The organism is Chelatococcus sp. YT9 (assembly GCF_018398315.1).
Lineage (GTDB): Bacteria > Pseudomonadota > Alphaproteobacteria > Rhizobiales > Beijerinckiaceae > Chelatococcus.
The window spans coordinates 3,733,858-3,756,654 of record NZ_JAHBRW010000001.1 but is presented as its reverse complement, the minus strand read 5'-3'; the positions used below and the strand labels follow the sequence as shown (position 1 = coordinate 3,756,654).

The 22,797-nt window shown below is 61.9% G+C and carries 25 protein-coding genes and 1 pseudogene; 12 read left to right on the top strand and 14 right to left on the bottom strand.

The window, feature by feature from the left end:
* Window positions 1-107 precede the first annotated feature (107 nt).
* Window positions 108-581, bottom strand: a complete 474-nt coding sequence (gene ybaK / locus KIO76_RS17325) for a Cys-tRNA(Pro) deacylase (protein WP_213324405.1) — start codon at window positions 579-581, stop codon at window positions 108-110.
* A 54-nt stretch (window positions 582-635) separates the two neighbouring features.
* Window positions 636-1,529, bottom strand: coding sequence for a LysR family transcriptional regulator (locus KIO76_RS17320; protein ID WP_213324404.1), 894 nt, complete (start codon window positions 1,527-1,529; stop codon window positions 636-638).
* A 100-nt stretch (window positions 1,530-1,629) separates the two neighbouring features.
* On the opposite strand from KIO76_RS17320, the gene KIO76_RS17315 reads away from it, so the two are divergent.
* Complete coding sequence (locus KIO76_RS17315) at window positions 1,630-2,079, top strand: PACE efflux transporter (RefSeq protein WP_213324403.1); 450 nt, start codon at window positions 1,630-1,632, stop codon at window positions 2,077-2,079.
* 208 nt (window positions 2,080-2,287) lie between these two features.
* Window positions 2,288-2,950 carry a helix-turn-helix transcriptional regulator gene (locus KIO76_RS17310; protein WP_249729635.1) on the top strand — a complete coding sequence of 221 codons (663 nt, stop codon included), beginning with the start codon at window positions 2,288-2,290 and terminating at the stop codon, window positions 2,948-2,950.
* A gap of 22 nt (window positions 2,951-2,972) precedes the next feature.
* Here the strand turns inward: KIO76_RS17310 and KIO76_RS17305 are convergent, their stop codons facing one another.
* The 3 genes from KIO76_RS17305 to KIO76_RS17295 form a co-directional block, all read right to left on the bottom strand.
* The gene (locus tag KIO76_RS17305) at window positions 2,973-3,587 is read right to left on the bottom strand and encodes a UdgX family uracil-DNA binding protein (RefSeq protein WP_502761863.1); all 615 of its coding nucleotides are present in this window, start codon (window positions 3,585-3,587) and stop codon (window positions 2,973-2,975) included.
* A gap of 1 nt (window position 3,588) precedes the next feature.
* Window positions 3,589-4,494: a DUF72 domain-containing protein gene (locus tag KIO76_RS17300; RefSeq protein ID WP_213324401.1), complete on the bottom strand. Its 906-nt coding sequence runs from the start codon at window positions 4,492-4,494 to the stop codon at window positions 3,589-3,591.
* Between the two features lie 165 nt (window positions 4,495-4,659).
* Window positions 4,660-5,688, bottom strand: coding sequence for a DNA topoisomerase IB (locus KIO76_RS17295; protein ID WP_213324400.1), 1,029 nt, complete (start codon window positions 5,686-5,688; stop codon window positions 4,660-4,662).
* A 651-nt stretch (window positions 5,689-6,339) separates the two neighbouring features.
* Here KIO76_RS17295 and KIO76_RS17290 point away from each other — a divergent pair.
* Both KIO76_RS17290 and KIO76_RS17285 read left to right on the top strand, forming a co-directional pair.
* Entirely contained in the window at window positions 6,340-7,188 is an 849-nt protein-coding gene (locus KIO76_RS17290) for a type IV toxin-antitoxin system AbiEi family antitoxin domain-containing protein (RefSeq protein WP_213324399.1), read from the top strand.
* Window positions 7,188-7,316: pseudogene (locus KIO76_RS17285) on the top strand (nucleotidyl transferase AbiEii/AbiGii toxin family protein); the annotation flags it as partial. The gene KIO76_RS17290 and the pseudogene KIO76_RS17285, both read left to right, overlap by 1 nt.
* A 551-nt stretch (window positions 7,317-7,867) precedes the next feature.
* Here the strand turns inward: KIO76_RS17285 and KIO76_RS17280 are convergent.
* Entirely contained in the window at window positions 7,868-8,443 is a 576-nt protein-coding gene (locus tag KIO76_RS17280) for a DUF924 family protein (protein ID WP_502761862.1), read from the bottom strand.
* A gap of 161 nt (window positions 8,444-8,604) precedes the next feature.
* Window positions 8,605-9,711 (bottom strand): heavy metal translocating P-type ATPase, encoded by a 1,107-nt coding sequence (locus KIO76_RS17275; RefSeq protein WP_291977036.1) that lies wholly within the window; start codon window positions 9,709-9,711, stop codon window positions 8,605-8,607.
* Between the two features lie 107 nt (window positions 9,712-9,818).
* Here KIO76_RS17275 and KIO76_RS17270 point away from each other — a divergent pair, with 107 nt between their 5' ends.
* From KIO76_RS17270 to KIO76_RS17260, 3 genes are all read left to right on the top strand, one after another.
* On the top strand, window positions 9,819-10,535 hold the full coding sequence (locus tag KIO76_RS17270; protein ID WP_213324397.1) for a LysR substrate-binding domain-containing protein: 717 nt from the start codon (window positions 9,819-9,821) through the stop codon (window positions 10,533-10,535).
* A gap of 102 nt (window positions 10,536-10,637) precedes the next feature.
* Window positions 10,638-11,036 (top strand): cupin domain-containing protein, encoded by a 399-nt coding sequence (locus KIO76_RS17265; protein ID WP_213324396.1) that lies wholly within the window; start codon window positions 10,638-10,640, stop codon window positions 11,034-11,036.
* A 218-nt stretch (window positions 11,037-11,254) separates the two neighbouring features.
* Complete coding sequence (locus KIO76_RS17260) at window positions 11,255-13,186, top strand: heavy metal translocating P-type ATPase (RefSeq protein WP_213325317.1); 1,932 nt, start codon at window positions 11,255-11,257, stop codon at window positions 13,184-13,186.
* Between the two features lie 29 nt (window positions 13,187-13,215).
* Here the strand turns inward: KIO76_RS17260 and chrA are convergent, their stop codons facing one another.
* The 6 genes from chrA to KIO76_RS17230 form a co-directional block, all read right to left on the bottom strand.
* Window positions 13,216-14,415 carry a chromate efflux transporter gene (gene chrA, locus KIO76_RS17255; protein ID WP_213324395.1) on the bottom strand — a complete coding sequence of 400 codons (1,200 nt, stop codon included), beginning with the start codon at window positions 14,413-14,415 and terminating at the stop codon, window positions 13,216-13,218.
* A gap of 70 nt (window positions 14,416-14,485) precedes the next feature.
* Window positions 14,486-15,199: an arsenical resistance protein ArsH gene (gene arsH / locus KIO76_RS17250; protein ID WP_213324394.1), complete on the bottom strand. Its 714-nt coding sequence runs from the start codon at window positions 15,197-15,199 to the stop codon at window positions 14,486-14,488.
* The gene (gene arsB, locus KIO76_RS17245; RefSeq protein WP_213324393.1) at window positions 15,193-16,254 is read right to left on the bottom strand and encodes an ACR3 family arsenite efflux transporter; all 1,062 of its coding nucleotides are present in this window, start codon (window positions 16,252-16,254) and stop codon (window positions 15,193-15,195) included. The genes arsH and arsB overlap by 7 nt, the downstream gene beginning before the upstream one ends.
* Window positions 16,255-16,263: 9 nt before the next feature.
* On the bottom strand, window positions 16,264-16,689 hold the full coding sequence (gene arsC / locus KIO76_RS17240; protein WP_213324392.1) for an arsenate reductase (glutaredoxin): 426 nt from the start codon (window positions 16,687-16,689) through the stop codon (window positions 16,264-16,266).
* Window positions 16,690-16,697: 8 nt separating this feature from the next.
* A complete protein-coding gene (locus KIO76_RS17235) occupies window positions 16,698-17,240 on the bottom strand; it encodes an arsenate reductase ArsC (protein WP_213324391.1) in 543 nt (180 codons plus the stop codon).
* Window positions 17,233-17,595: an ArsR/SmtB family transcription factor gene (locus tag KIO76_RS17230; protein ID WP_213324390.1), complete on the bottom strand. Its 363-nt coding sequence runs from the start codon at window positions 17,593-17,595 to the stop codon at window positions 17,233-17,235. The genes KIO76_RS17235 and KIO76_RS17230 overlap by 8 nt, the downstream gene beginning before the upstream one ends.
* A 119-nt stretch (window positions 17,596-17,714) precedes the next feature.
* Here KIO76_RS17230 and KIO76_RS31620 point away from each other — a divergent pair, with 119 nt between their 5' ends.
* From KIO76_RS31620 to KIO76_RS17205, 5 genes are all read left to right on the top strand, one after another.
* Window positions 17,715-18,347: a DUF1883 domain-containing protein gene (locus KIO76_RS31620; protein ID WP_349629412.1), complete on the top strand. Its 633-nt coding sequence runs from the start codon at window positions 17,715-17,717 to the stop codon at window positions 18,345-18,347.
* Window positions 18,247-18,666 carry a toll/interleukin-1 receptor domain-containing protein gene (locus KIO76_RS31080; RefSeq protein WP_291977015.1) on the top strand — a complete coding sequence of 140 codons (420 nt, stop codon included), beginning with the start codon at window positions 18,247-18,249 and terminating at the stop codon, window positions 18,664-18,666. The genes KIO76_RS31620 and KIO76_RS31080 overlap by 101 nt, the downstream gene beginning before the upstream one ends.
* A gap of 26 nt (window positions 18,667-18,692) precedes the next feature.
* Window positions 18,693-18,890 (top strand): hypothetical protein, encoded by a 198-nt coding sequence (locus KIO76_RS17215; RefSeq protein ID WP_104959394.1) that lies wholly within the window; start codon window positions 18,693-18,695, stop codon window positions 18,888-18,890.
* A gap of 13 nt (window positions 18,891-18,903) precedes the next feature.
* Window positions 18,904-19,101 carry a hypothetical protein gene (locus tag KIO76_RS17210; RefSeq protein WP_213324388.1) on the top strand — a complete coding sequence of 66 codons (198 nt, stop codon included), beginning with the start codon at window positions 18,904-18,906 and terminating at the stop codon, window positions 19,099-19,101.
* Between the two features lie 136 nt (window positions 19,102-19,237).
* Window positions 19,238-22,018, top strand: a complete 2,781-nt coding sequence (locus KIO76_RS17205; protein WP_249729634.1) for a UvrD-helicase domain-containing protein — start codon at window positions 19,238-19,240, stop codon at window positions 22,016-22,018.
* 48 nt (window positions 22,019-22,066) lie between these two features.
* Here the strand turns inward: KIO76_RS17205 and KIO76_RS17200 are convergent, their stop codons facing one another.
* Window positions 22,067-22,732 (bottom strand): DeoR family transcriptional regulator, encoded by a 666-nt coding sequence (locus tag KIO76_RS17200; protein ID WP_213324387.1) that lies wholly within the window; start codon window positions 22,730-22,732, stop codon window positions 22,067-22,069.
* Window positions 22,733-22,797: the final 65 nt, after the last annotated feature.

The following is a 22,797-nucleotide window of genomic DNA, read 5'->3' as shown; positions in this document are numbered from 1 at the left end:
GGTCCTCGGGCCGCGATCACCGGAAGCTGATTTACCAAGCAATCAATTTGATAAATGGCAGGGAAAGTTTGTCAAGCCAACGCTTGTAAAATTTACTGACCCACCCGCTATGCCACGATGGCCGCCACCCTTGCATCCAGTGCCGTACGTGCATCTGCAGGCGCAAGGCGAACCTGCAGGCCGCGCTGCCCCCCATTCATATAAACAAGCGCATGCGCCAGTGACTGCTGCTCAATGGCAACAGGAACCCGCCGCATCTGTCCGAATGGGCTGATGCCGCCAACCTTGTAGCCTGTGATCCGCTCCGCATCCGCGGGCTTCATCATCTCCGCTGACTTGCCGCCAAAAGCTGCGGCGAGCTTTTTCATGGAGACTTCCCGATCCGATGGCACGATCACGCAAACAGGCTTGCCGTCCACGAGCGCCATCAGCGTCTTCAATACGCGTTCCGGCTCCTCGCCGATCGCTTCCGCTGCCTGGAGTCCTACGCGCTCGGCATCCGGGTCATAGTCATAGCTATGCACCGTGAAGGCGACGCCCGCCTTCTCGAGCGTCTTGGTCGCGCGCGTTGCTTTAGACATCGATCATTCCTGCTCTCATCACTTGTGGGGGCAGCCGCCGATCACCACCAACACTTATCCTGTAAATGCGTCGATCTTCGTCGTGGCGATACGGTCGCGCAACCATCTCGCTGCTGGCCCTGCGGGACGCTGTTTATGCCAAACCGCCTCAAGCGCAACAGGGTGCATACCTTCGTCGAACTGCAAGGCCGGCGTCGCGAGATCCTGAGTGACCGGCGAGTTCCTGAGGATATGAACAGGGACAAGCGCCCAGCCGATGCCTTGTTTGAGAATCTGGAGGATCACCCAGTGGCTTTCGACCCACCAGACCTCTGCGGCGACGCGCAGCCTGTGCCGCTCCGTCCCCTCGGTGCGAACCGTCACCATGATCTGACGATGCCGCTTGAGGTCTTCCCAGTCCACGACGGCATGGGCGAGCGGATGCTTCTTTCCGCAGACAAGCGCAAGCGGCACCCATCCGATCGTGTGAAAGCCGAGCTCCGTGGGAAGCACCTCCTGCCGCCACATCACGCCAATATCGGCTTTCCCGTCCAAAACCAGGCGGCTCACGTCCTCCATCATCGGGAACAGCAGTTCGAGCTCCACATGCGGGAAATGGCTGGCGAAATCAGCGAACAGTTCGCCTAGCGCAGGTTCGGGATAGAGTTCGTCGATCGCGACGACGAGGCGCTTTTCCACATGCGCTTCGAAGCTGGCCGCCATGCCGATCAGGTGCTCACGACGGTCGAGGATAAGCCTCGCCTCCGGCAGGAGCTGTTCCCCGGCCGGGGTGAGAACGGGGTTGCGACCGACCCTGCTGAACAGCGCCAGTCCAAGATCCTCTTCCAGATTGGCGATCTGCGTGCTGACCGCCGATTGCGCCTTGCGCAGGGCCCGTCCGGCCGCAGAGAAAGATCCCGTGTCCGCAGCGGCGACAAAGGCCTCCAATTGCTCCATAGAAACGGCCATCTATCTCATTTCCAGATATTATCTAACTTTAGTATCTTCCAGAATAAGATAGAAAGCCAGCCGCAACGCTATCAAGCTGATACATTCAACAGGTCTCACTATGTCTCTGCGTACATTCCCGGACCGGATGCGGCACGCCATCCTGTTCGAGGTCATCGGACTTGCCGTCTTCACCCCAACAGCCGCCTTGCTCTTCAACCAGCCGGTTGCCCATATGGGCGTTATCGGCGTGGTTTCGGCAACCATCGCCACAACCTGGAACTTCCTGTTCAATCTCGCATTCGACCACGCCCTCGTCCGTCTCCGCGGACATAGCAGAAAGACGGTCATGATCCGGGTTACGCACGCTATCCTGTTCGAAGGCGGGCTGGTCATCATGCTCATCCCGATGATCGCGTGGTATCTCGGCATCAGCCTTTGGGCCGCCCTGATGATGGATATCGCGATTGTCGCGTTCTATCTCGTCTACGCATTCGTCTTCAATATTGTCTACGATCGCGTCTTTCCGGTTCCCGACCCCAAGGAATTCGCCCTCTCCCCTGCGGAATGAGGCGGACGCTTGGCAGCGCTGCCGGCAACGCGCGCATGGACTCCGTCCGCAGCCGCATCTTTGGAGGTGAAGCCCGCCGATACCAGCCAAGGCCAAGGCCACTTTCAGGACAGCGCGCGGCGAACTGAGCGAGCCAACCCGGTTGTTGCGCTGCTTGGCTGCAAGGGTTATAAATCAAGCGATTGCTTTGAATATCGATAGCTTGAACATGCCCATGCCGGCCTCGGAAAAATTGCCGGGACGTCCCAGCCCGGATCGCTTCCTGGTGCTGTTGAAGACCCGAGGCCCTCTGACTGCGGCGGAGCTGGGGCACGCTCTTGGCACGACCGGCGAGAACGCGCGTCAACAGCTGTCGAAGCTTGCGACGGAAGGCGTAGTCGAAACTGAGGTTGTCGTTCGCGGGGTCGGCCGCCCCGCCCAATATTGGCGGCTCACTGCGAAGGGGCACGCACGGTTTCCGGATGCCCATGGCGAACTGGCCGCCAGCCTACTGAAGAATATTCGTGATCTGCTTGGAACTGACGCGCTCGATCGCCTGATCAGCGCACGCGAAGATGAGATGCGTGCTGCTTATCGCGCAGAACTGCGCCCGATCGCCGGCCTGGAGGCCAGGATCGCTGCGCTTGCGGCGATCCGCTCTCGCGAGGGCTATATGGCGGAATACCGAGAAGCGGACGATGGCGACGGCTGGCTCTTGATTGAAAATCATTGCCCCATTTGCACGGCGGCGGCCGTGTGCCAGGGCTTCTGCCGTGCCGAACTGGCTATATTTCGAGAAATGCTGGGGCCAGGTTGTTCGATTGAACGGGTGGACCACATCATCCTCGGCGCACGCCGCTGCGCCTATCGCATCCGCCTCGAGGCCGCCTAGCGCCGTCGTCGGGCGTACTTCTCTAGCTGATCATATCGCGCACAGCCCTGAGGTCAGCGATAAAAGCCTCGTAGGCGGCTCGCTTGGCCGCCGCGTCCGGCACCCGCAGGAGGTAGGAGGGATGCACGGTCAGATATCCGCGCCGGTTGCCGAAAACGAGCGCGCCGCGTTCACGCGTTACGGCGACCTTCCGGCCAGCGAGCGCGTAACCCGCCGTCGCGCCCAGGGCGACCACGACCTGCGGGTGGACGAGCGCGAGCTCGCGCTCGAGCCACCACCGCTCATGCGCGATCTCCCCAGTCGTCGGCTTCTGGTGAATACGCCGCTTGCCCCGCTGGACGAAATTGAAACGCTTGACGGCATTGGTCACATAGCTGCGGGCTCGCTCTATGCCCGCCTCCGCAAGTGCCCGGTCAAACAGCCGCCCCGCCGGGCCAACGAAGGGACGCCCCTGTCGGTCCTCCTCATCACCGGGCTGTTCGCCGACAAAGGCGATCGGCGCCCCCACGGGACCTTCCCCCTGGACAGGCCGCGCTTCACCCGGCGTGGGCGCCTGCCTCTCGGCCAACGCCGCGTTAAATGCCTCGATCGACGGGAAGTCGTCTTCTCTCGTGAGAGCATCATCCGCTTCTGGCATGTCAAGCAGCCTTCTTGTCTTCGGCATGCCATTCCACGCCGAGCCGCTGCATGAGCCGCAATGCATCCTCCGGAGCGTGCCGCTTGTCGGTGTTGTCGAAGAACACGAACACGTCACGCGGCGTCGGATGACGTTCCACGGAGCCGATGAAATCCCCATCTTTCATCGTGCGTCCTGCGGCCCAAGCGGCCACCCTGGCGGCCCAGGTCCCAAGCGCAGCATCGCTGTAGCGTGAGCGATAGAGCTCATCGGACCCGTGCAGGCGGCAATAGGCAAAATCCGCGGGAAGATCCATAAGACGCGGCCAGTCCACGGTATCGGCGCAAACCAGTGCCACTCCGGCCTCCCGCAGAAGATCGATGAGGGCCGGATCGCGAAAACTCTCGTGGCGGATCTCAAGGGCGTGGCGCAGCGGCCGGCGCGCATCGGTCTCGGTGTCCGCTCGACCGTCGACGCGACTGTCATGATGCCGTGCCAGTGCCGAAGCGGCGTCGGTGTCTTTCGGTAAGAGGGCGAGGAAGTCGCGGATCAGCCCGGGATCGAAACGCAGGTTTGGCGGCAACTGCCAGAGCAGCGGGCCGAGCTTCGGGCCCAGCCGCAGAACCCCCGAAGCCAGAAAATTGGCGAGCGCGCTCTCGACGTCGCGCAATCGTTTGGAATGTGTAATGTAGCGTGATCCCTTCACCGCGAAGATGAAGCCGTCCGGCGTCTCCTTTGCCCATCGCGCAAAGATCGGCGGCTTCTGCAGGCCATAGAATGTGCCGTTGATCTCCAGTGCCGGGAACCGTGTTGCAGCGTAGGCGAGCTCGCGCTTCTGGACAGTTCCTTCCGGGTAGAAATGTCCGCGCCAGCCCGCATAGGTCCAGCCGGAAACGCCGATGCGTACAACACCATGTCGCCGACTCATGAACATCCTTCCGGTTCAGGGGAGAACCATGGCTCTCTCAGAGGCATTCTCTTGGAGAATCCGCCAGCCTCCGGCCGAGTTCCCTCGCGGGAGCAACATTCCTTCGGTGCCGTTCCTTCTCGGGAGCCGTTCGCCTTCTGCGGAGAGGTCAGGGCGCGGCCGCGCTCAGCGACAGGCGTTGCTACGAAGGAGACGCGCGAGCACCTGCATGCGCGCGGTCTGGGATTGGGCTGCAGAGCTCGCTTTCCCCAGCTTTCCGCTTTCGAAAGCGGCGATCACACTGTCATGGACATAGCTTGTTCGACAGACGGTCAGCGTATTGGCGAGTTCATCGGCCAGGGGCGCAATGGCTTCCCGGATCTGTCGTCGCCGGCCGCGGACGCTTTTTTCCGGCTCCAATTGTCCGAGCCGCTCGATCACGCCGAGCGACGCCGTGAGGGTGCGGAAATCCTTCAGCGAGATGAGATGGCCGCTGATTGCCTTCAGAAACGTGTTGACCTCGTTCGCCCGTATGATGTGGATGGTGCCCGCATCATCACGGTATTTGAACAGACGCGCCCCCGGGATCGTCTTAAGCCGCTCCAGCGCGCGAGCAAGGTTGGCGTCCCGGACCTTCTTGCGGATAGGCTTGCCCCCCTTTCCCGTGAAGGCGAGTGCCACCTCATCGCCCGCAATGCGCACGTGCGAGCGGAGCAATGTCGTCGCGCCGCGTGTGCCATGTTCTTCTGCATATTCATCGCTACCGGCGCGAATGGCGGTCAGCGCGACGAGCTGCACAACGGCAGCGAGGGCAAACGACCGGTCGGTCTCCGCCCGGCGCAGTTCACGGCGCACGGCCCGCAGGATGGTGGGGAGTGCCTGGGCAAGGCTGGACAGCCGGTTTGCCTTCATGGCCTCGCGCACGCGTGTCCAGTCGGGATGATAGCGATATTGCAGGCGCGCGGCTGCATCCTCCCCGATCGCCTGCAGATGCGCGCGGGGATCGGCAGCGAAGCGCACATTCTGGTAGGCCGGTGGAACTGCGAGGCTCCTGAGCCGGGCGACGATCTCCGCATCCTTCAACAACACCCCCTCCTGGGTCTGATAGCTGAAGCCCAGGCCGCGGCGTTTGCGAAGGATAGTGAGCTCGGAGGGAGACACAATTCGCATGTCATAGCGGCGCGCAAGGCGCCTGATCGTGATCTTGTCGGCCATCTGAAATGAAACGCCTCCGTACACCGCAGCCTCAACGTCGCAAGGCTTCGGGGCGTTCCGGCCGAACAGCGCCATGTCAGCGCTTTTCTAAGCGCCGAAAGAAAACAGCAGACGAGCGGCAAAGCCAGCCGCGTCGCAACATGCACTTGCCCGACACCCGCATGGTACCGCTAGTACGCACCACTTCAGCCGCGCCTATCCGGCATATGCCGCAATGAGGAACAACGTCGCGCTATCGCTATTCCATATCCAGAAGCTGCATGGTGACCTACACGGAAGGCAAAATCATTCCCACTCAATCGTCCAAATGTGGATTAAGTTATTGATATTACACGTCAATATGGCCTTTGCGCACACAAAAACCGACTACTGGCTAGTCAAAATGTTACGCTTTTGATTTTAAAAGGAAAAAGGGTCGAAAAAAAATCTGTGGGTTTCAAGGATAATCGGCGTCTATCGCCCGTTTGGACCCTTTGAAGGCCACCCCACGTCAATTGCCGATCTGTATCAGAAAACACCGCTGACCACAATGAGCGACCTGCCTCGAACAAGAGGTCGGTTTGCGTTTGTGCGGATTTGCTAACCACAGCGCAGCAAACCAAGACTCCTTCAAACTGACGCATAGTTTGAAATCATGCTAAAATACTCACCATGAGCGAGCAAACAACGGGGAAGTTAAAGCAGCTGGAGCACCTCCTGCCAGAGGGATTGCTCGTCGATGCCGCGTGGCTTTCTGCTCACGGCTACTCAACCTCACTGCGCACCAAATATGTCGCCTCGGGCTGGCTCGAGCAGCCGGCCCGCCGAGTCTATCGGCGTCCTCGCGGGCAGCTTGGCTGGCAGCAGGTGGTCGTCTCGCTGCAGACGCTTCTCGGCTATCGTCTCACCGTTGGCGGCCGGACAGCCCTCGAGCTGCAAGGCTATGCCCATTACCTCTCGCAGGATCTTTCCGAGATCCATCTTCACGGTCCGGCAAGGCCGCCCAGCTGGCTCACGACGCTGCCACTCAAGGAACAGTTCGCGTATCATAACAGCACGCCGCTTTTCGGGGTTGACCTGGAGGAGATCAGCTTCCCTTCCCTCGTTTCCGAGCGCGCACCTGATGCCCGAGATGCGGGATCTTTTCAGGATGCCGGACTGCGCGCTCTGCCCTGGGGCCAATGGGATGGGCCGTTGACGGTATCGACGCCCGAACGGGCGGTTCTCGAACTTCTCGATGAACTCCCGCAACATGAAAGTTTCGATCAGGTCGACGTGCTTATGGAAGGTCTGAGCGATCTTGCGCCGAGGCGGATCCAGAAGCTGCTTGTCCGCTGCCGCAGTGTGAAGGTGAAGCGCCTGTTCTTCTTCTTTGCCGACCGGCATCGCCATGCATGGCTCAAGCATGTCGACCGGACCGCAATCGATTTGGGATCGGGCAAGCGCATGCTGGTCAAGGATGGCAGGTACGACCCGACCTACGCGATCACCGTCCCCAAGGAACTGGCCGAGACGTATTGATGGCATTTGCGGACACTTACCGAAATCAGGTCGCATTACTGATCCGCACACTGCCTTCGGTGGCCGCGGAGGACTGCTTCGCGATGAAGGGCGGCACAGCGATTAATCTGTTCGTGCGCGAACTGCCGGCCGTGCGATGGCGGCAACAGAACCTCGATGGTCTGAAGGCAGAGAAGCGCCAGGCACTGGTGCGGCAGCTTGAAGAGGTTCTGGCAACCTAGGTTCGGAGAAGGTCGGCCGTCATCATCATCGGCGAGCCATCAGGTAGCGGCCAAAAGATTCACCCGCTCCATCAGCGCTTCGGCGCTTTCCTTGCGCTCCGAATAGCGATCGGTGAGCCGAAGCGCAAGCGGAGGACGGCGTCAGCCGTTGCGCGGATGCGTCGGGCATCGCGCGCTCAAGCACGCCGGGCGGGCCACCGGCGCAAGCAGCACCCAACTCTCCTCAGGAACCGCGTGCGGATTGGGCCTCGTCTATGCCGGCCAGGACCGTGTTCGCCCGCTCAAGATCCTGCTGAAGGATGTCGTTGAAGCGTCGACAGCCGCTTCTCCTTCAGCAGCTTGTGACGGTGAATAACCGGTTGAGGCCGCTATATCCACGATTGGATTAAAGCCTTGCGGAGAACAGCCGCTGCAACGGGGCTTTGATCGACCGAAAACAGTTCTCGAGCTGTCGGAAGTCAGCCTCGAAACGCCCTCTCATGCGGGAAATCCCCCTCCGAAATGTATGCCTCCTCTTGTGGAGTCGATTGCCGGCCCAGAACTCGGTTGCGGTGTGGATGGTGGCCGAACGCGGCGACGACCTTGCGCACGTCACCGGCCTGTTTCACCAGCGACTGGTAGATCGGCTGAAGCGAAGCGGGCGCTTGCTTCGCGATTTCCTCGCGCAGCCTGATGAGCAGATCGATGCGGTTGAGGTGATCGGCGCCTTCGCAGTGGCCAAGGGGTTGGCTGTAGACGATCTTGAACCATGGCGTGCTTAGGGACGCATAGTGACCGTTGGAAAACCCCTCTATCGCCAGCGTCAGCGCGGCAGGATCCTGCGCAAAGGCGCGCGGTGTGCCGCCCCACAGCGAGCGCGAGAACTGGTCGAGCATGACGATAAGCGCCAACCTGCCTTGGGGGTCGGCGGCCCAGTCGTCGAAATCGCCTGCTGCTGCGCTCCTCGTAAGATCGGCGAAGCGCTCGACGATCTTGGTGTCCGCGCCGCCATGCAACCGCCATGACCAATATTTGCGATGGATTTCGGCATCCACCTCTAGCGATCGGCCTTCGGGAAACCAGAAGTCGAGAATGTCGTTCCATGGAGCGGTCCTGGCAGTCATGTCGATCCTTTCCGGCTTGCGCGATGAGACCGCTTTAATGCGGCAAAGACAAGGGACCCCGCGCCCTATCGCGGGGTCCCTGAGAGAACGCTTCAGCTTTGCGAAGCAGCGGCCGCCTGTCGGGCAGCAACCGCTCTCGAGTCGTTGGCGCCCGCCGCTGCGGCCTTTGGCATGCGCAGGAGGCGCATACCATTGGCGATGACGATCAGCACCGAGAGCTGATGGACCAGCATGCCCCCGGCCATATGGACGTTGCCGGTGAACACGCCGGCCAGCAGGCCCGCCACCGTCACCAGCGCGATGACGAGGTTCTGGCGCATGTTGCCCAGCGTGGCGCGCGAGATCGCCATCGCCTCGGGGATCTTGCCAAGATCGTCCTTCAGGAGCGCGATGTCGGCGGTCTCGATGGCGACGTCGCTACCCGCCGCGCCCATGGCGATGCTGGTATCCGCCGCCGCGAGCGCGGGCGCGTCGTTGATGCCGTCGCCGACCATGGCGACATGCGCGCCGTCTGTCTTCATCTTGCGGATCAGGTCCAGCTTGTCCTCGGGCATCAGGCCGGCATGGACCTCGTCGATGCCGACTTTGCGGGCAATCGCTTCGGCCGCGCCAAGCTGGTCGCCGGTCAGCATGACCACGCGTCCTATACCGATATCGCGCAAGCGGGCGATGGCTTCCTTCGCCCCTTCGCGAGCCATGTCGGACATGCCCAGCAACCCGATCAACCGCCCGTCACGCGCCACCAGGATCGGCGTCTGGCCATTAGCCAACAGACGGTCCAATGCGGTTTCACCATCTTCGCCCAGCGTAATGCCGAGCGTGTCCATCAGGCGGCGGTTGCCGGCGGCTATGGTTTGGCCGTCGATGCGGGCGGTGAGGCCCATGCCGGCATGTTCCTCCAGCGCCTCGGGCGTCGAAAGCGGCCTCTGCGCGCGGCCGGCCTCGACGATGGGGCGCCCGAGCGGGTGGGTGGAGCCGGCCTCGGCGGTGGCGGCCAGATGCAGCAGCTCGGCCTCGGTGATGCCGCCAAGCGCGACGATGGAGGCAAGCTGCGGCTTGCCCTCCGTCAGCGTGCCAGTCTTGTCGAGCGCCAGCGTGTCGATGCGGCCAGCGCTTTCCAGATGCTGGCCGCCCTTGATCAGGATGCCGCTGCGCGCGGCGCGGCCGATGCCGGCGACGATGGAGACCGGCGTCGAGATGACCAGCGCGCCGGGGCAGCCAACGACCAGCAGGGTCAGCGCCAGGCGAATATCCTGCGTTACCGCGAAGGAAACACGGCTATCTGCTGACCCCTGCCGGCGAGGAGATGCAGGCGGGTGCTCTGCGGGTCGAGGAGGAGATCGCGGGCCTCAGCCGCAAGGTCACGGGGCAGGATTTGCGCCTGAGCGGTACGGTGCGGATCACCACCATCGACATGCTGGCCTACGGGCTGCTGCCGCGTCACCTCGCCGATTTCCGCAAGCTATATCCCGGCATCGAGATCGAACTCGTCGTCGGCAACGCCGCACTTAATCTCAGTCGGCGCGAGGCAGACGTAGCACTTCGTGTCGGCAACGAGCCGCCGGAGAGCCTCGTGGGCCGCCGCGTCGGACAGCTGGTCTTCGCCGTCTATGGCAGCGCCGATTATTGCGGCAGGTACACCGAGCCCGATCTTGCGCAGCACGACTGGATCGGCTTTGACGCCGAACATGCGGCACTGGTCCGGCGCTTTGCCAGCTTTCTGCCCGATGTTACGCCAGCCTTGCGCGCCAATTCTGTGGCGGCGGCTGTTGCCGCGGCCAAGGCGGGCCTGGGACTTGCACCACTGCCTTGCGGCATCGCCGATCTCGAGCCCGACCTTGTGCGCGTTGCACCACTGCCCGATGATTTTGCGCTCGATCTTTGGCTTTTGACCCATGAGGATCTGCGCCGGACGGCGCGTATCCGGGCTTTCCTCGATTTCCTCGCGGAGGCGTTAGCGAAGGAAGCGCCGCTGCTGGGAGGGCAGTTTCGCAATGACACCGAAGTCGCACCTGCAATATGATGATGTGTGAGAATATCCAAGCAGGTGGAATGTGGAGCACCTTGAGCGACATCAACGAGCGAACCAACATCTCATGCAACAAATAGCAAGAAGGAGCCTATTATGCGTGGATTTGTGGACGACATAGAAGAGCTGACCGAAGAGAATACGGACTATCGTCGTGTTCTCTACACCGCAAGAAACCTGCAACTCGTCCTGATGGCGCTTCAGCCCGGCGAGGAAATTGGCGAAGAAGTGCACGATGACGGAGATCAGTTCTTTCGCGTTGAGAAGGGCAAGGGCGAAATCTGGATCGATGGGACGGTGAGCAAGATCAAGTCCGATATGGCCATGATCGTACCCGCAGGCGCGCGGCACAATGTAAAGAACACTGGCGACAAGCCGTTGAAGTTTTATACGATCTACAGTCCTCCAGAGCATATCGATGGTGTCGTTTATCCAACCAAGGCCGAGGCCGACGCAGCTCATGAACACTTCGACGGCAAAACGAGCGAAGGGTAGTTCTTCACTGCCGAAGCCATGAGCAGCCCTCATTGTGTATGGCCAACAGCCTTGCTGCTTCGATCTATTGACCCCTCTTGCCGATCAGCGGGAGGGGTAGCCCATTCGCGGGTCGGCCAAAATGATGGCAAGTAAGTATCCCTTCCCCAGGAGATACCGTGAAGAAACTGCTTGACCTTGATCGTTCGACGGTTCTGACGACGCTGACCGTTATCGGTATGCTTCTGGCCGTTCTGGCGCTTTGGCCGCTCCAAGGGAATGCAGCCAGTGCTGCCTCGCTCGCGGGCCTTTCTCTTGTCTATCTCGCCGGTGGCCTGCCCGCCGGCTGGCGGGCCGCCGTCACCTTATGGGAGGAGCGCATCCTCGATATCGACCTGTTGATGGTCGTTGCAGCGGTCGCAGCGGCGGCAGTCGGCGCACCCTTCGAGGGCGCTGTGCTGCTGACGCTATTCAGTATCTCGACCACGTTGGAGGAACGCGCGCTCGGCCGGGCCCGCCGGGCCATTGAGGCGCTGATGGCACTGCGTCCGGAGACGGCCCTGCGCAAGGGAACGGACGGAACGGTCCTCGAGGTTCCGGCTGCCGATCTGAAGGTGGACGACATCGTCGTGCTGCGTCCTGGCGCGCGCGTTCCTGCCGACGGGGTGATCGTTAGCGGGCGCGGCTCGCTCGATGAGGCCAACATCACCGGCGAATCCATGCCTGTGGCAAAGGAGCCAGGCGCGCAGATATTTGAAGCGACCGTCAATATCGATGGCGTGATTGAGGCGATCGTGACCAAGTCAGTCGCGGAAAGCACGGTGGCGCGCATGATCGCGCTGGTCACCGAGGCGCAGGCGGCAAAGGCCCCATCGGAACGGTTCAGCGCCTGGTTCGGGCAGCGCTATACGGTTGCGGTGATGGTGGGCGCGGTCCTTGCCTTCGCGGCCTTCTACTGGCTGGGGCGCGGCTGGGAGGAAGCGCTTTACCGTTCCGCGACGCTGCTGGTGGCGGCAAGCCCGTGCGCGATTGTCATCTCGGTGCCTGCCGCCATTCTGTCGGCGCTGTCGGCCGCCGCGCGCGGCGGAGTGCTATTCAAGGGCGGAGCCGCGCTTGAAACACTTGCTGCTGTCGACACCTTTGCTTTCGACAAGACCGGAACGCTGACGACCGGCAAGGCGTCCGTGAACAAAGTGGTGGCGCTTGATGGCGATGAGCAAGGTTTCCTGTCGCTGCTTGCCGGCCTTGAGGCCCAGTCGGAGCATCATAGCGCCGCGGCTATCCGCCATGAGGCCGCCGCGCGCGGCGTCACGCCTATCGATGTGAAGGATGTGGCCACGCGGCCCAGCGCGGGGATTGTCGGCAGCGATAGCGAAGGGTTTCTGTGGGCAGGCAACCCGCGCCTTGCCGCCCAGATGGGCGCGTCCATCGACCACCCCGCGCTGCTGGCGTTGGCGCAGGATGCGCAGACAGTCATCTATGCCGGTCGGGATGCGCGGGTGCTGGGCGCGGTCACCGTCGCCGATATCGCGCGCTCGACCTCCGGGCCGGCGCTCACAGCGTTGCGTGAGGGCGGTGTGGAGAAGATCGTCATGATGACGGGCGACCGCCTTCCCGTCGCCTTACGAATTGGCGAGGAACTCGGGCTGAAGCCCCAAGAGATCCACGCCGATATGCTACCGGAGGACAAGGTCCGGATGGCGGGCGAACTTGCGACGACAGGCAAGGTGGCGTTCGTCGGCGACGGCGTCAACGACGCTGCGGCGCTCGCGCGCGCCGATGTCGGCATCGCCATGGGAGCAGCCGGTTCGGACGTTGCGCTCCAGGCCGCTGACGTGGCGCTGCTTTCGGAAGATATGAGCAGGCTGGCCGACGCCCACCGGCTAGCGCGCCGCACAGCCACGATCATCCGCCAGAACCTGATTTTTGCCATGGGCGCCATGGCGGTTCTCGTCGTTGGCGGGCTGTTCTTCGAATTGCCGCTGCCGCTGGCTGTCATCGGCCATGAAGGCGGCACAGTGCTTGTGGTGCTGAACGGCCTGCGCCTCCTCCGCGATCCTATTCGCGCCAAGGAAAGGACACCAACCTCGCCGCCGGCAAGCAATCCGGTCGCGGGCCAACCGGTCCCACGCCACGCCTACCGCAGAAAGATAGCGCGGCGTGCAGCATGAAAGATGCGCCAGTGGCCGGATGCGCGCGCTTACACCATCAAGCCCAACGCAACGCCACCTGCTGCGGCCAGAAGGACGACCGCCCAAGGTGGGGCTTTCCACGCTGTCAGCGCGACGAAACAGGTGAGGGCCAGCGCAAAGTCGGGCATCCCGCTGAGGGCGCTGGTGAAGACGGGTGAATAGAGTGCTGCGCCGAGAATGCCCACGACCGCCGCATTGGCGCCCTGCATGGCCGATTGCGCCCATGCCTTGCGCCGAAACTGGTCCCAGAAGGGCAGTGCGCCAATCAGGATCAGGAAGCCCGGCAGAAACAGCGCCAGAAGTGCGATCACAGCACCGGTAACACCATTCGGCTCAGGTCCCATGACTGCGCCCAGCCAGGCGGCAAAGGTGAACAGCGGTCCGGGCACCGCCTGCGCTGCGCCATAGCCAGCTAGGAACGCATCCTCGCTTACCCAACCCGGTACGACCGTTTCGGCTTGCAATAGCGGCAGCACAACATGGCCGCCGCCAAAGACCAGAGAGCCGGCGCGATAGAAACTGTCGGTCAGCGCAAATCCCTGGCCGAGCTCGGCCAGAGCCGGCAGCCCAACCAGGAGCAAGGCGAACAGCGCCAGCGCAGTCATCCCCGCTCGCCGCGAGACTGGCACGGGCAAATGCGTGCCGGTCGCTTCTTGTCCCTTACCAAGGCCATGCCCGACAACGGCTCCTAAAAAGATTGCGCCCATCATCCCGAGAGCGCCTGGGGTAAATGCCAGCAGGATTACGGCCGCCACCGCTATGGTCGCGCGCTCCCTGTCGGGACAAAGATTGCGCGCCATACCCCAGACTGCCTGCGCCACGATGGCGACGGCAACGATCCTCAGCCCGTGCAGGACGCCCAGGCCTACGGGACTTTCAACCCGCGCTGCCGTCAGGGCGAGGATAAACAAGAGCAGCGCAGACGGCAGCGTGAAGGCGAGGAAGGCAGCGACCGCCCCGCCCCAGCCAGCCCGCATGAGGCCGAGCGCGAAGCCGACCTGGCTGGAGGCCGGGCCGGGCAGGAACTGGCACAATGCCACCAGATCGGCATAGGCGCTCTCACCGAGCCACTTGCGGCGCGTCACCACCTCATCACGAAAATAGCCGAGATGGGCGATGGGGCCACCGAAGGATGTCAGGCCAAGCTTCAGAAAGACGCGAAAAACCTCGGAGACGCTACCTTGTGGTTGTTGCCGGCCATGATCCATTCAGAAATTCTCATATGCACGGACATTGCCGCCGTTGATTATGTGACGATGGGTACAATCGGATGACGCGTCAGGTCGCCGCCGACAGGTTCACGCGGCGCATCATAGCCTCCCCGCTCTCCCTGCGCTCCGAATAGCGATCGGTGAGATAGACCGAGACATCCCGTGTGAGCAGCGTGAACTTGACCAGCTCCTCCATCACGTCGACCACGCGATCATAGTAGGAGGACGGTTTCATGCGGCCAGACTCGTCGAATTGCTGGAACGCCTTGGCGACGGATGACTGATTGGGGATCGTCACCATGCGCATCCATCGACCGAGTACCCGCATCTGATTGACGGCGTTGAAGCTCTGGGAGCCGCCCGATACTTGCATGACGGCCAGTGTTCGGCCCTGCGTCGGCCGGACGGCCCCGACCGAAAGGGGTATCCAGTCGATCTGCGCCTTCATCACCGCGCTCATCGCGCCGTGCCGCTCCGGACTCGTCCAGACCTGCCCCTCCGACCAAAGCGACAGCTCACGCAGCTCCTGCACTTTCGGGTGACCGACCTCGGCTCCATCCGGCAATGGCAGGCCGGACGGATCGAAGATGCGTGTTTCAGCGCCGAAGGCATTCAACAGTCGTTCGGCCTCCTGCGCCAGAAACCGGCTATAGGAGCGCTCGCGCAGCGAGCCATAAAGCAGCAGGATGCGCGGCCGATGCGCCGAAGGCGATGCCCGCAGCCGGTCAGTATCGGGAACAGCGATGCAACCGGGATCGATATTGGGTAGAGCGTTCAGCATGAGTGGTTCGCCTCCGCGACAGTCGCGGTCTTGCTGCCCCGCTCGTACCAACCTTTCGAGCGGTTCACGATCCACACGACCGAGAGCATGACCGGGACCTCGATCAGCACGCCGACGACGGTGGCGAGCGCTGCGCCGGAATGGAAGCCGAACAGGCTGATGGCGGCGGCAACCGCCAGCTCGAAGAAGTTGGACGCGCCGATCAGCGCCGAGGGGCCGGCAACGCTATGCTGTTCCCCCGAGATCCGATTGAGCAGATAGGCCAGTCCGGAATTGAAATAGACCTGGATCAGGATCGGCACAGCGAGCAACCCGATGACCATGGGCTGGGCGATGATCTGTTCGCCCTGAAACCCGAATAACAGCACCAGTGTCACCAGCAGCGCCGTCAGCGAGACCGGGCTTAGCCTGGCGAGCAGCCGATCGAGCGCGGCTTGTCCGCCGGTTGCCAAGAGGCGTCGGCGCAGAATTTGGGCGATGATCACCGGGATCACGATATAAAGCACAACCGATAGGACGAGCGTGCCCCATGGTACGGTGATCGCCGACAGGCCGAGCAGCAAACCAACGATCGGCGCGAAGGCCACCACCATGATCGCGTCGTTGAGTGCGACCTGGGAGAGCGTGAAATGCGGCTCACCCTTGGTCAGGTGCGACCAGACGAATACCATCGCCGTGCAAGGCGCGGCGGCGAGGATGATGAGGCCAGCAATATAGCTGTCGATCTGGCCCGCCGGCAGATAGGGCCGGAAAAGCCAGCCGATGAACAGCCAGCCGAGCAAGGCCATCGAGAAGGGCTTGATCGCCCAGTTGATGAACAGCGTCACGCCAATGCCCCGCCAGTGTCGGCCAACTTCGCCGAGCGCGGTGAAGTCGATCTTGAGCAGCATCGGTATAACCATCAGCCAGATCAGCCCAGCCACCGGCAAATTGACGTTGGCGATTTCGGCTGCGCCAATGGCCTGGAACACGCCCGGCACAAAATGGCCAAGTGCAATGCCAAGGACAATGCAAACCGCGACCCACAGGGTCAGATAGCGTTCGAATGTGGACATGGATTTCCCTTATGCGCTCGCCACGCGGCGACCGTGCTCGTCAATGACGCGCTCGCCATCTTCCTTGATGAATTCGCCTTGCTGCGGCGGCAGCAGGTCGAGCACCTCTTCCGAGGGCCGGCAGAGTTTCACGCCCTTGGGTGTGACGACAATTGGTCGATTGATGAGGACCGGATGCGCCATCATGGCGTCGAAAAGCTGGTCGTCGGTCAGCGCCGGATCGCCAAGACCAAGCTCCCCATAAGGCGTTCCCTTTTCGCGCAGCAGGGCGCGCACGGGAATGCCCATGCGCTGGATGAGCCGGGCGAGCATCGCCCCTGACGGCGGCGTCTTGAGATATTCGATGACGTGAGGTTCGATACCGGCATTGCGGATCATCGCCAGCGTGTTGCGCGAAGTGCCGCAGTCGGGGTTGTGATAGATGATGATGTCCATGGCTGACCTCACGCGGCGCTGTTGCGGGGCGAGGACGCCCCGTCCGATTGCCCGATCTCCACGAGCTTGGCGCGCAAGGATGCCTTGTCGAGGCTGGCTACGGGTAGTGCGGTAAAGATGGAGATGCGGTTCTTGAGGTAACGAAGGGCCGCAACGAAAGCGGCTTCCTGTTCGATTTCGGAGCCTTCCACCGCGGCGGGATCTTCGATGCCCCAGTGCGCAGTCATCGGCTGACCCGGCCAGACCGGACAGGCTTCACCGGCCGCGCTGTCGCAGACCGTAAACACGAAATCCATGGCCGGCGCATCAGGCGCAGCGAACTCTTCCCAGCTCTTTGAGCGCAATCCACCGTCGGGATAGTCAAAGCTTTTCAGGACCTTCAACGCGAGAGGATGGACGTCTCCCTTGGGCTGACTGCCGGCGGAAAAGGCGCGAAAGCGACCCGCGCCATCCTTGTTCAGGATGCTTTCGGCCAGGATCGAGCGCGCCGAGTTACCGGTGCACAGAAACAGAACATTGAAAATGCGATCGGGGTGGGTTGCTTCAGGCATGGGCGGCGGCTTTCGTCGGTTCGCAACAACGTGACAACGCGGCCATGGCCGGGTTGCACACTTCCGGGTGGCCCTGGCAGCAGTCGCGCATGAGGAATTCGACGAGGCCCGAGAGCGCCCCGAGTGCAGCGGTGTAGATGATGGAGCGTCCGGCACGCCGGGATTCGACAAGCCCGGCCTGTTCGAGATGGCTCAGGTGAAAGGACATGCGCGAGGAGGACGCGCCGTCCACTGCTTCGCCGATGGCGCCTGCGGCCATTCCCTCGGGCCCGGCCGTCACAAGAAGCCGAACGATACGTAGCCTTGTCTCCTGCGAAAGCGCGGCAAACGCCGTGAGAGCCTGCTTCTCGTCCATATTCATCTCAATGTTTCAAGAATCATTGAGATGATGGATATCGGAAAAGGTCGCAGGGCACCAGTCCCTGTGTGCACCCACATGATAGCTGTCGATTGTACAGCTATGCGTCGGGACACATGGGACTGCTCTGGCGACCGCCGTCGGTGCCAGATTTTGTCACCCTATCATGCGAATCTGTCCTGAGAGACAGACGATTCGCGATGGCTCACCGCGCCCCGGATAGTCTGCTCTTCGGTCAGCTGGACGCCGGTACTCGGGAGAGCTCGATGAATTTCACGCATTACAATCTGGGACACGTCGAACGAGGCAGTGTCGTCGTGGTGACGCTCAGCGGCAGCGCGGCCAACGTCCGCCTCATGGATGGTTCGAACTTCAACAGCTACAAGTCCGGGCGCCAGCATCGCTACGTCGGCGGACTCGCCAAACGTTCTCCGGTGCGGCTGCCGGTACCGCATTCCGGCACCTGGCATGTCGCCGTCGACATGCAGGGACTTCGCGGATCGGTGCGGTCCGGTGTTCAGGTCGTCCCGGGTGCGGCGTTCAACCCACTGCCCACGATCAACGAGGCACCGCTGCGCAGCGTCCCCACACTCGTCCGCGACGCCGATGATGATCTCGCGCCGCCCCCCGGAGGCACCCGATGGCCGAGTGTTCGACGTTTTCATCTCTCATGCGTCCGAAGACAAGGACGAGGTCGTCCGACCGCTGGCAAATGCACTGCGCGAAGCAGGATTGTCGGTCTGGTATGACGAATTCGAACTGCGGATCGGCGACAGCCTTCGCCGCAAAATCGACCGGGGCCTAGGAAGCAGCCGCTTCGGCGTGGTTGTCCTGTCGCAGGCGTTCTTTGGCAAAGGCTGGCCCGAATACGAGCTCGACGGGCTCGTCACCCGCGCCGTATCGGGCGAGCAGATCCTGCTCCCGATCTGGCACAACGTCTCCAAACGCGAGGTGATCGGCTACTCGGCTTCGCTCGCCGATCGACTGGCGCGCAGCACCGCCACCCACACCGTCGAAGAGATTGCCGCGGAAATCGCGGACGTCGTGCGCTTGCCGAACGCGGCGTGACGCCAGAGGCGCCAGGAGAGACTCAGATGAGAAAACAGGTTGAGGATGAATGGAGCGGCTGGGACGGCGACACCATCGTCCGGCTGACCGACGGTTCGGTGTGGCGCCAGGAGGAGTATCATTATGAATATCGCTACGCCTACCGCCCGTCGGTGACCCTGTCCGGCAACGTCATGCATGTCGAGGGCATGAGCCGCGGCATCCGCGTCCGCCGAATCGACTAGGAGAACAACGCCGATGCAGACGCGTATTGCAGGAGCCTGGACGGGCTGGAGCGGCGATACCATTGTCAAGCTCGCCAATGGAACGGTCTGGCGCCAGGATCAGTACTATTATCGTTATCAGTACAAATACCGGCCGCACGTAGTGATCGACGGCCGGTATATGCATGTCGAGGGCATGCCCAAGGCGGTGCGCGTGCGCCGCATCGATTAGCAGTCAGAGCGTCGTTCCTGCGGCGCTCATGACCGCTCATTCAAGACTCTGCCCGCCACCGGTTTGGAACATCTCAACACGTTGCTGATAATCAGCCATGTGAATTCTGGATGTTTCGGGCATATCGAATGTGGCATTGAGCAAATTGTTGTCCAGCCGGGCGCAGACATACCGCCCCGGCTTTCTTGCAAGGTTGTTTGCTTCCGGAAAATGGAAGCTGACCCTGGATCCGAAATCATCCGGGCGCATCCGGCTGCGCCAGGATGGCGATATCGAGCTTGCCTGCCTCGATATCGTGTCGATTTCGGCCAGCAAGGCTCTGCTGTGGCACAGCGTTGAGATCCGCTCTCGCGGCAGAACGGATGGTCTGTCCGGCCTGACGGGTGAAGCAGCCGCGCAATTGGTCGCCGACCTTCACGCCTTCATCAATACTCATCTTTTCGGCCTGATTGGCGCCGAAACTGGCCGCTTGCACGATGTCGATGCCCGGCTTCGGAAAATCACCGAAGGCAGCAGGCAGTATCTCGCTCAGGCCGATCTTGGCCGGGCGATTGCCAGCGTGCCAGGCGATGCGGCGGCGGCCCTCGCGCATCCGCTCCTGAATTCACAGTTGATGCCGGTCAAGCTCAAGGCGTCTCTGCCGGCGTCATTCACCTTCCTGACGGATCCGGGCGTTCGCCAAGCCTATAATGAAGCATTCGTCGCCGCGGAGCTGGAAAAATTCGGGCCGTTCTTCGACGATCTCGACGGGCGGTCCCTGTCCGATCAGCAACGCGAAGCCTGCATTCGCCTCGAGGACAACAATTTGCTGGTCGCCTCGGCGGGCTCGGGCAAGTCCGCGACCATGGTCGGCAAGGTTGCCTATGTCCTGGAAAAGCAGCTCTACCGGCCTGAGGAGATCCTGCTTCTGGCTTTCAACAAGAGTGCTGCCGATGAATTGAAGACCCGGATCGCCCGGCAGTTGCAGGTCGAGGAAAGCGAACTGGCTTGCCGCGTCACGACGTTTCATGCGCTGGGACGCGGCATTATCGAGGAGGTCGAGGGCCGGCCGCCCCAACTGGCCAATTGGGTCGAGCACCCCGCCGGCGAAACCAGGGTCATCGAAGAGATCATCCAAACCTTGGTCGAGAGCGATCCGGAATTCGCGCGGATGTGGAGCGACCTGTTGGTGGTGCATCCCAAGGCCGACATTCCGGTCGAGGTCTTCGACACGGAAACCGACTACAATCGCTATGTCTCCGATCGCCTCAGGAAGGGGTCTGCCACAATCGGTTCGCTTGCCGGCACCGTCGTCAAATCCCTGCAGGAGCAGAAGATCGTCAATTGGCTATGGCTGCATTCCGTGGCCTTCGATTATGAGCGGCAGATCGCGGTCGAAGACGATGATGGCACGGTGCGCCACCTCCATCCCGACTTCTATTACCCGCAGTCCGATACGGTGCATGAGCATTTCGCGCTTAATGCCGATGGGACCTCACCGTTTACGGACTATGTCGAGCATGCCGAGAGCAAGCGGCAGGCCTATGGCCGCAAAGGCATCGATTTCTTCGAGACGACGTCAGCACAGGCCAGCAGCGAAACGCTCTTGAGCACGCTCGAAGCCGAGCTGGCGCAGCGCGCCGTGCCATTGGAGCGCAAGAGCTATGCCGAGATCACCAAAGCGCTCGAGCCGGTGGTGATCAAGCATTACCACAAGCTCATATCGATCTGCATCAAGCACATTCGCGCCAGCCAGTTGACGCTCGACATGCTGCTCGAGCGTGCGAAAACGCTGCACGACAAGGAGCGGGCAAAGCTCTATGCCCGTGTCGTTTGGTCGATCGCGCAAGACTATTCCCGGCGCCTGGAAGAGACCAACCGGATCGATTTCGATTCCATGATCGCCGATGCCGTACGGCTTGTCGAAACCGGCCGCTATCAGAGTCCCTACTCGCTGATCCTTGTCGACGAGTTCCAGGATATCTCCGAGCCGCGCGCCAATCTCATCAAAGCGCTCAAGCAGCAGAAGGCGTTCAGCAAGGTATTCGCCGTCGGCGACGACTGGCAGTCGATCTACCGTTTTGCCGGATCGGACATCACGATCTTCACGCAGTTCGAGGCCAATTTCGGGGCAAGCTGGCGGGGGCGCCTGGAACAGACATATCGCTGCAATCAGCTGATTGCCGAAACGGCCGCCAAGTTCGTCCAGCGCAATCCCGAGCAGATCGCCAAAGCGGTCCGCTCGACCCGGCCCGCAATTGCGCGCTCGATCCGCGTCATTCCCATTGAAGATGAGCGCGGCAGACCCGATTTTGCTCAGGCTTGCCATCGCCTGCTCGAACGGCTCGACACGGCTCTGGGCGGTATCGCCGCGCAGTGGCGCAAGGAGCCGGACGCCAAGCTCAAGGTTCTGGTTTTATGGCGGTACAATCTGCTCGATCCCTTCGCAGGACGTCCGCCCGCCTTTGCCCATATCGAGGTTTCGGGGATGTCCTTTCACCGGGCCAAGGGGCTTGAGGCCGATTACACGGTTTTGCTCGATGTGAGCGAGGGCGACTACGGTGTGCCGAGCCGCATCGAGGACGATGAACTGCTCAATCTGGTTATTCCGCGCCCAGAGACCTACGCATATGCGGAAGAACGACGTCTGTTCTACGTTGCGCTGACACGCGCCAGCCGAGGCGCATATCTCATCACCAATAGCCGGCAGCCATCCCGCTATATCCGGGAGCTGTGCGAGATCGCGGGCGACGAGATCCGGTTTGAGACGATCGAAGGCGCGGCGCTGCGTCAATGCCCCAAGTGTCTGGTCGGGCAGATGGTCGAGAAGCGCAACAGGAACGGCACGGTGTTCAGCGGGTGCAACCAGTTCCCCGATTGCAGGCATAGTGAAGGAGCCGAGGCGCCTTCGGCCGCGCGCTTGCGACGACGCGCATAAGGCCGGGTCGGCGGCTGGAACGAAGTACAATTCGCCCCAATGACGGCCTCATCCGCCGAGCGGACGCGCGTCGGTTTCCGAAGCAGCGCTTGTTCGTCGATATCGCCCTTTCCGCCGCGATCCGACATAGCAGATCAGGTTCGCCGTTTTCAGCGCAGCGATGTCGCGGCGCGCGGTTTTGAGGCTGACTTGCCACAAGGCCATGATCTCGCTGGCGCCGCAGCGATCGCCTTCGGCGAGTCTGGCCAGAAACCAGTATTGGCGCTCATTGAGTTCAGCCCGATCAGGGTCATTCATAGGGTCGCGATTAGAGTCATCTTTAGGGTCATTTGGCCGGTGATCGGCAGGTCTCCTGCCCCCGGCAAACTCGCCGACGACATAGGCGCACCTGGCCGCCGCCAGCGCATAGCGATCGACTGGCCCTGACAGTTTGGCGGCCACCGGTCCCTCGATGATCCCGAGGACGAACGCGCGAATGACTGGTGAGGACACCACGAGACGCAAGAAAAACACCGTATCGGGACCGTGTTGGCCCGAGAGCCAGTGTTTGACGGTGCGCTCGCTGGCATGGGTCTGGCGCATGATCTGCTTGATCGCACGGTGGCTGTCGCCGTGCTCCTTGCGCAGCAGTTCGGCCATGGTTTGCGCATAGATCTGGCGCGTGGCCAGGACACCTTTCCATGGCGGTAATTTCCTGCCCTTTTTCTGCAACATCTTCCGGTCTCTCCGCAGTTAAACTGGTCGAGGTGCGGAAGCGGTGGCGAGGCCACGTGCTGAGG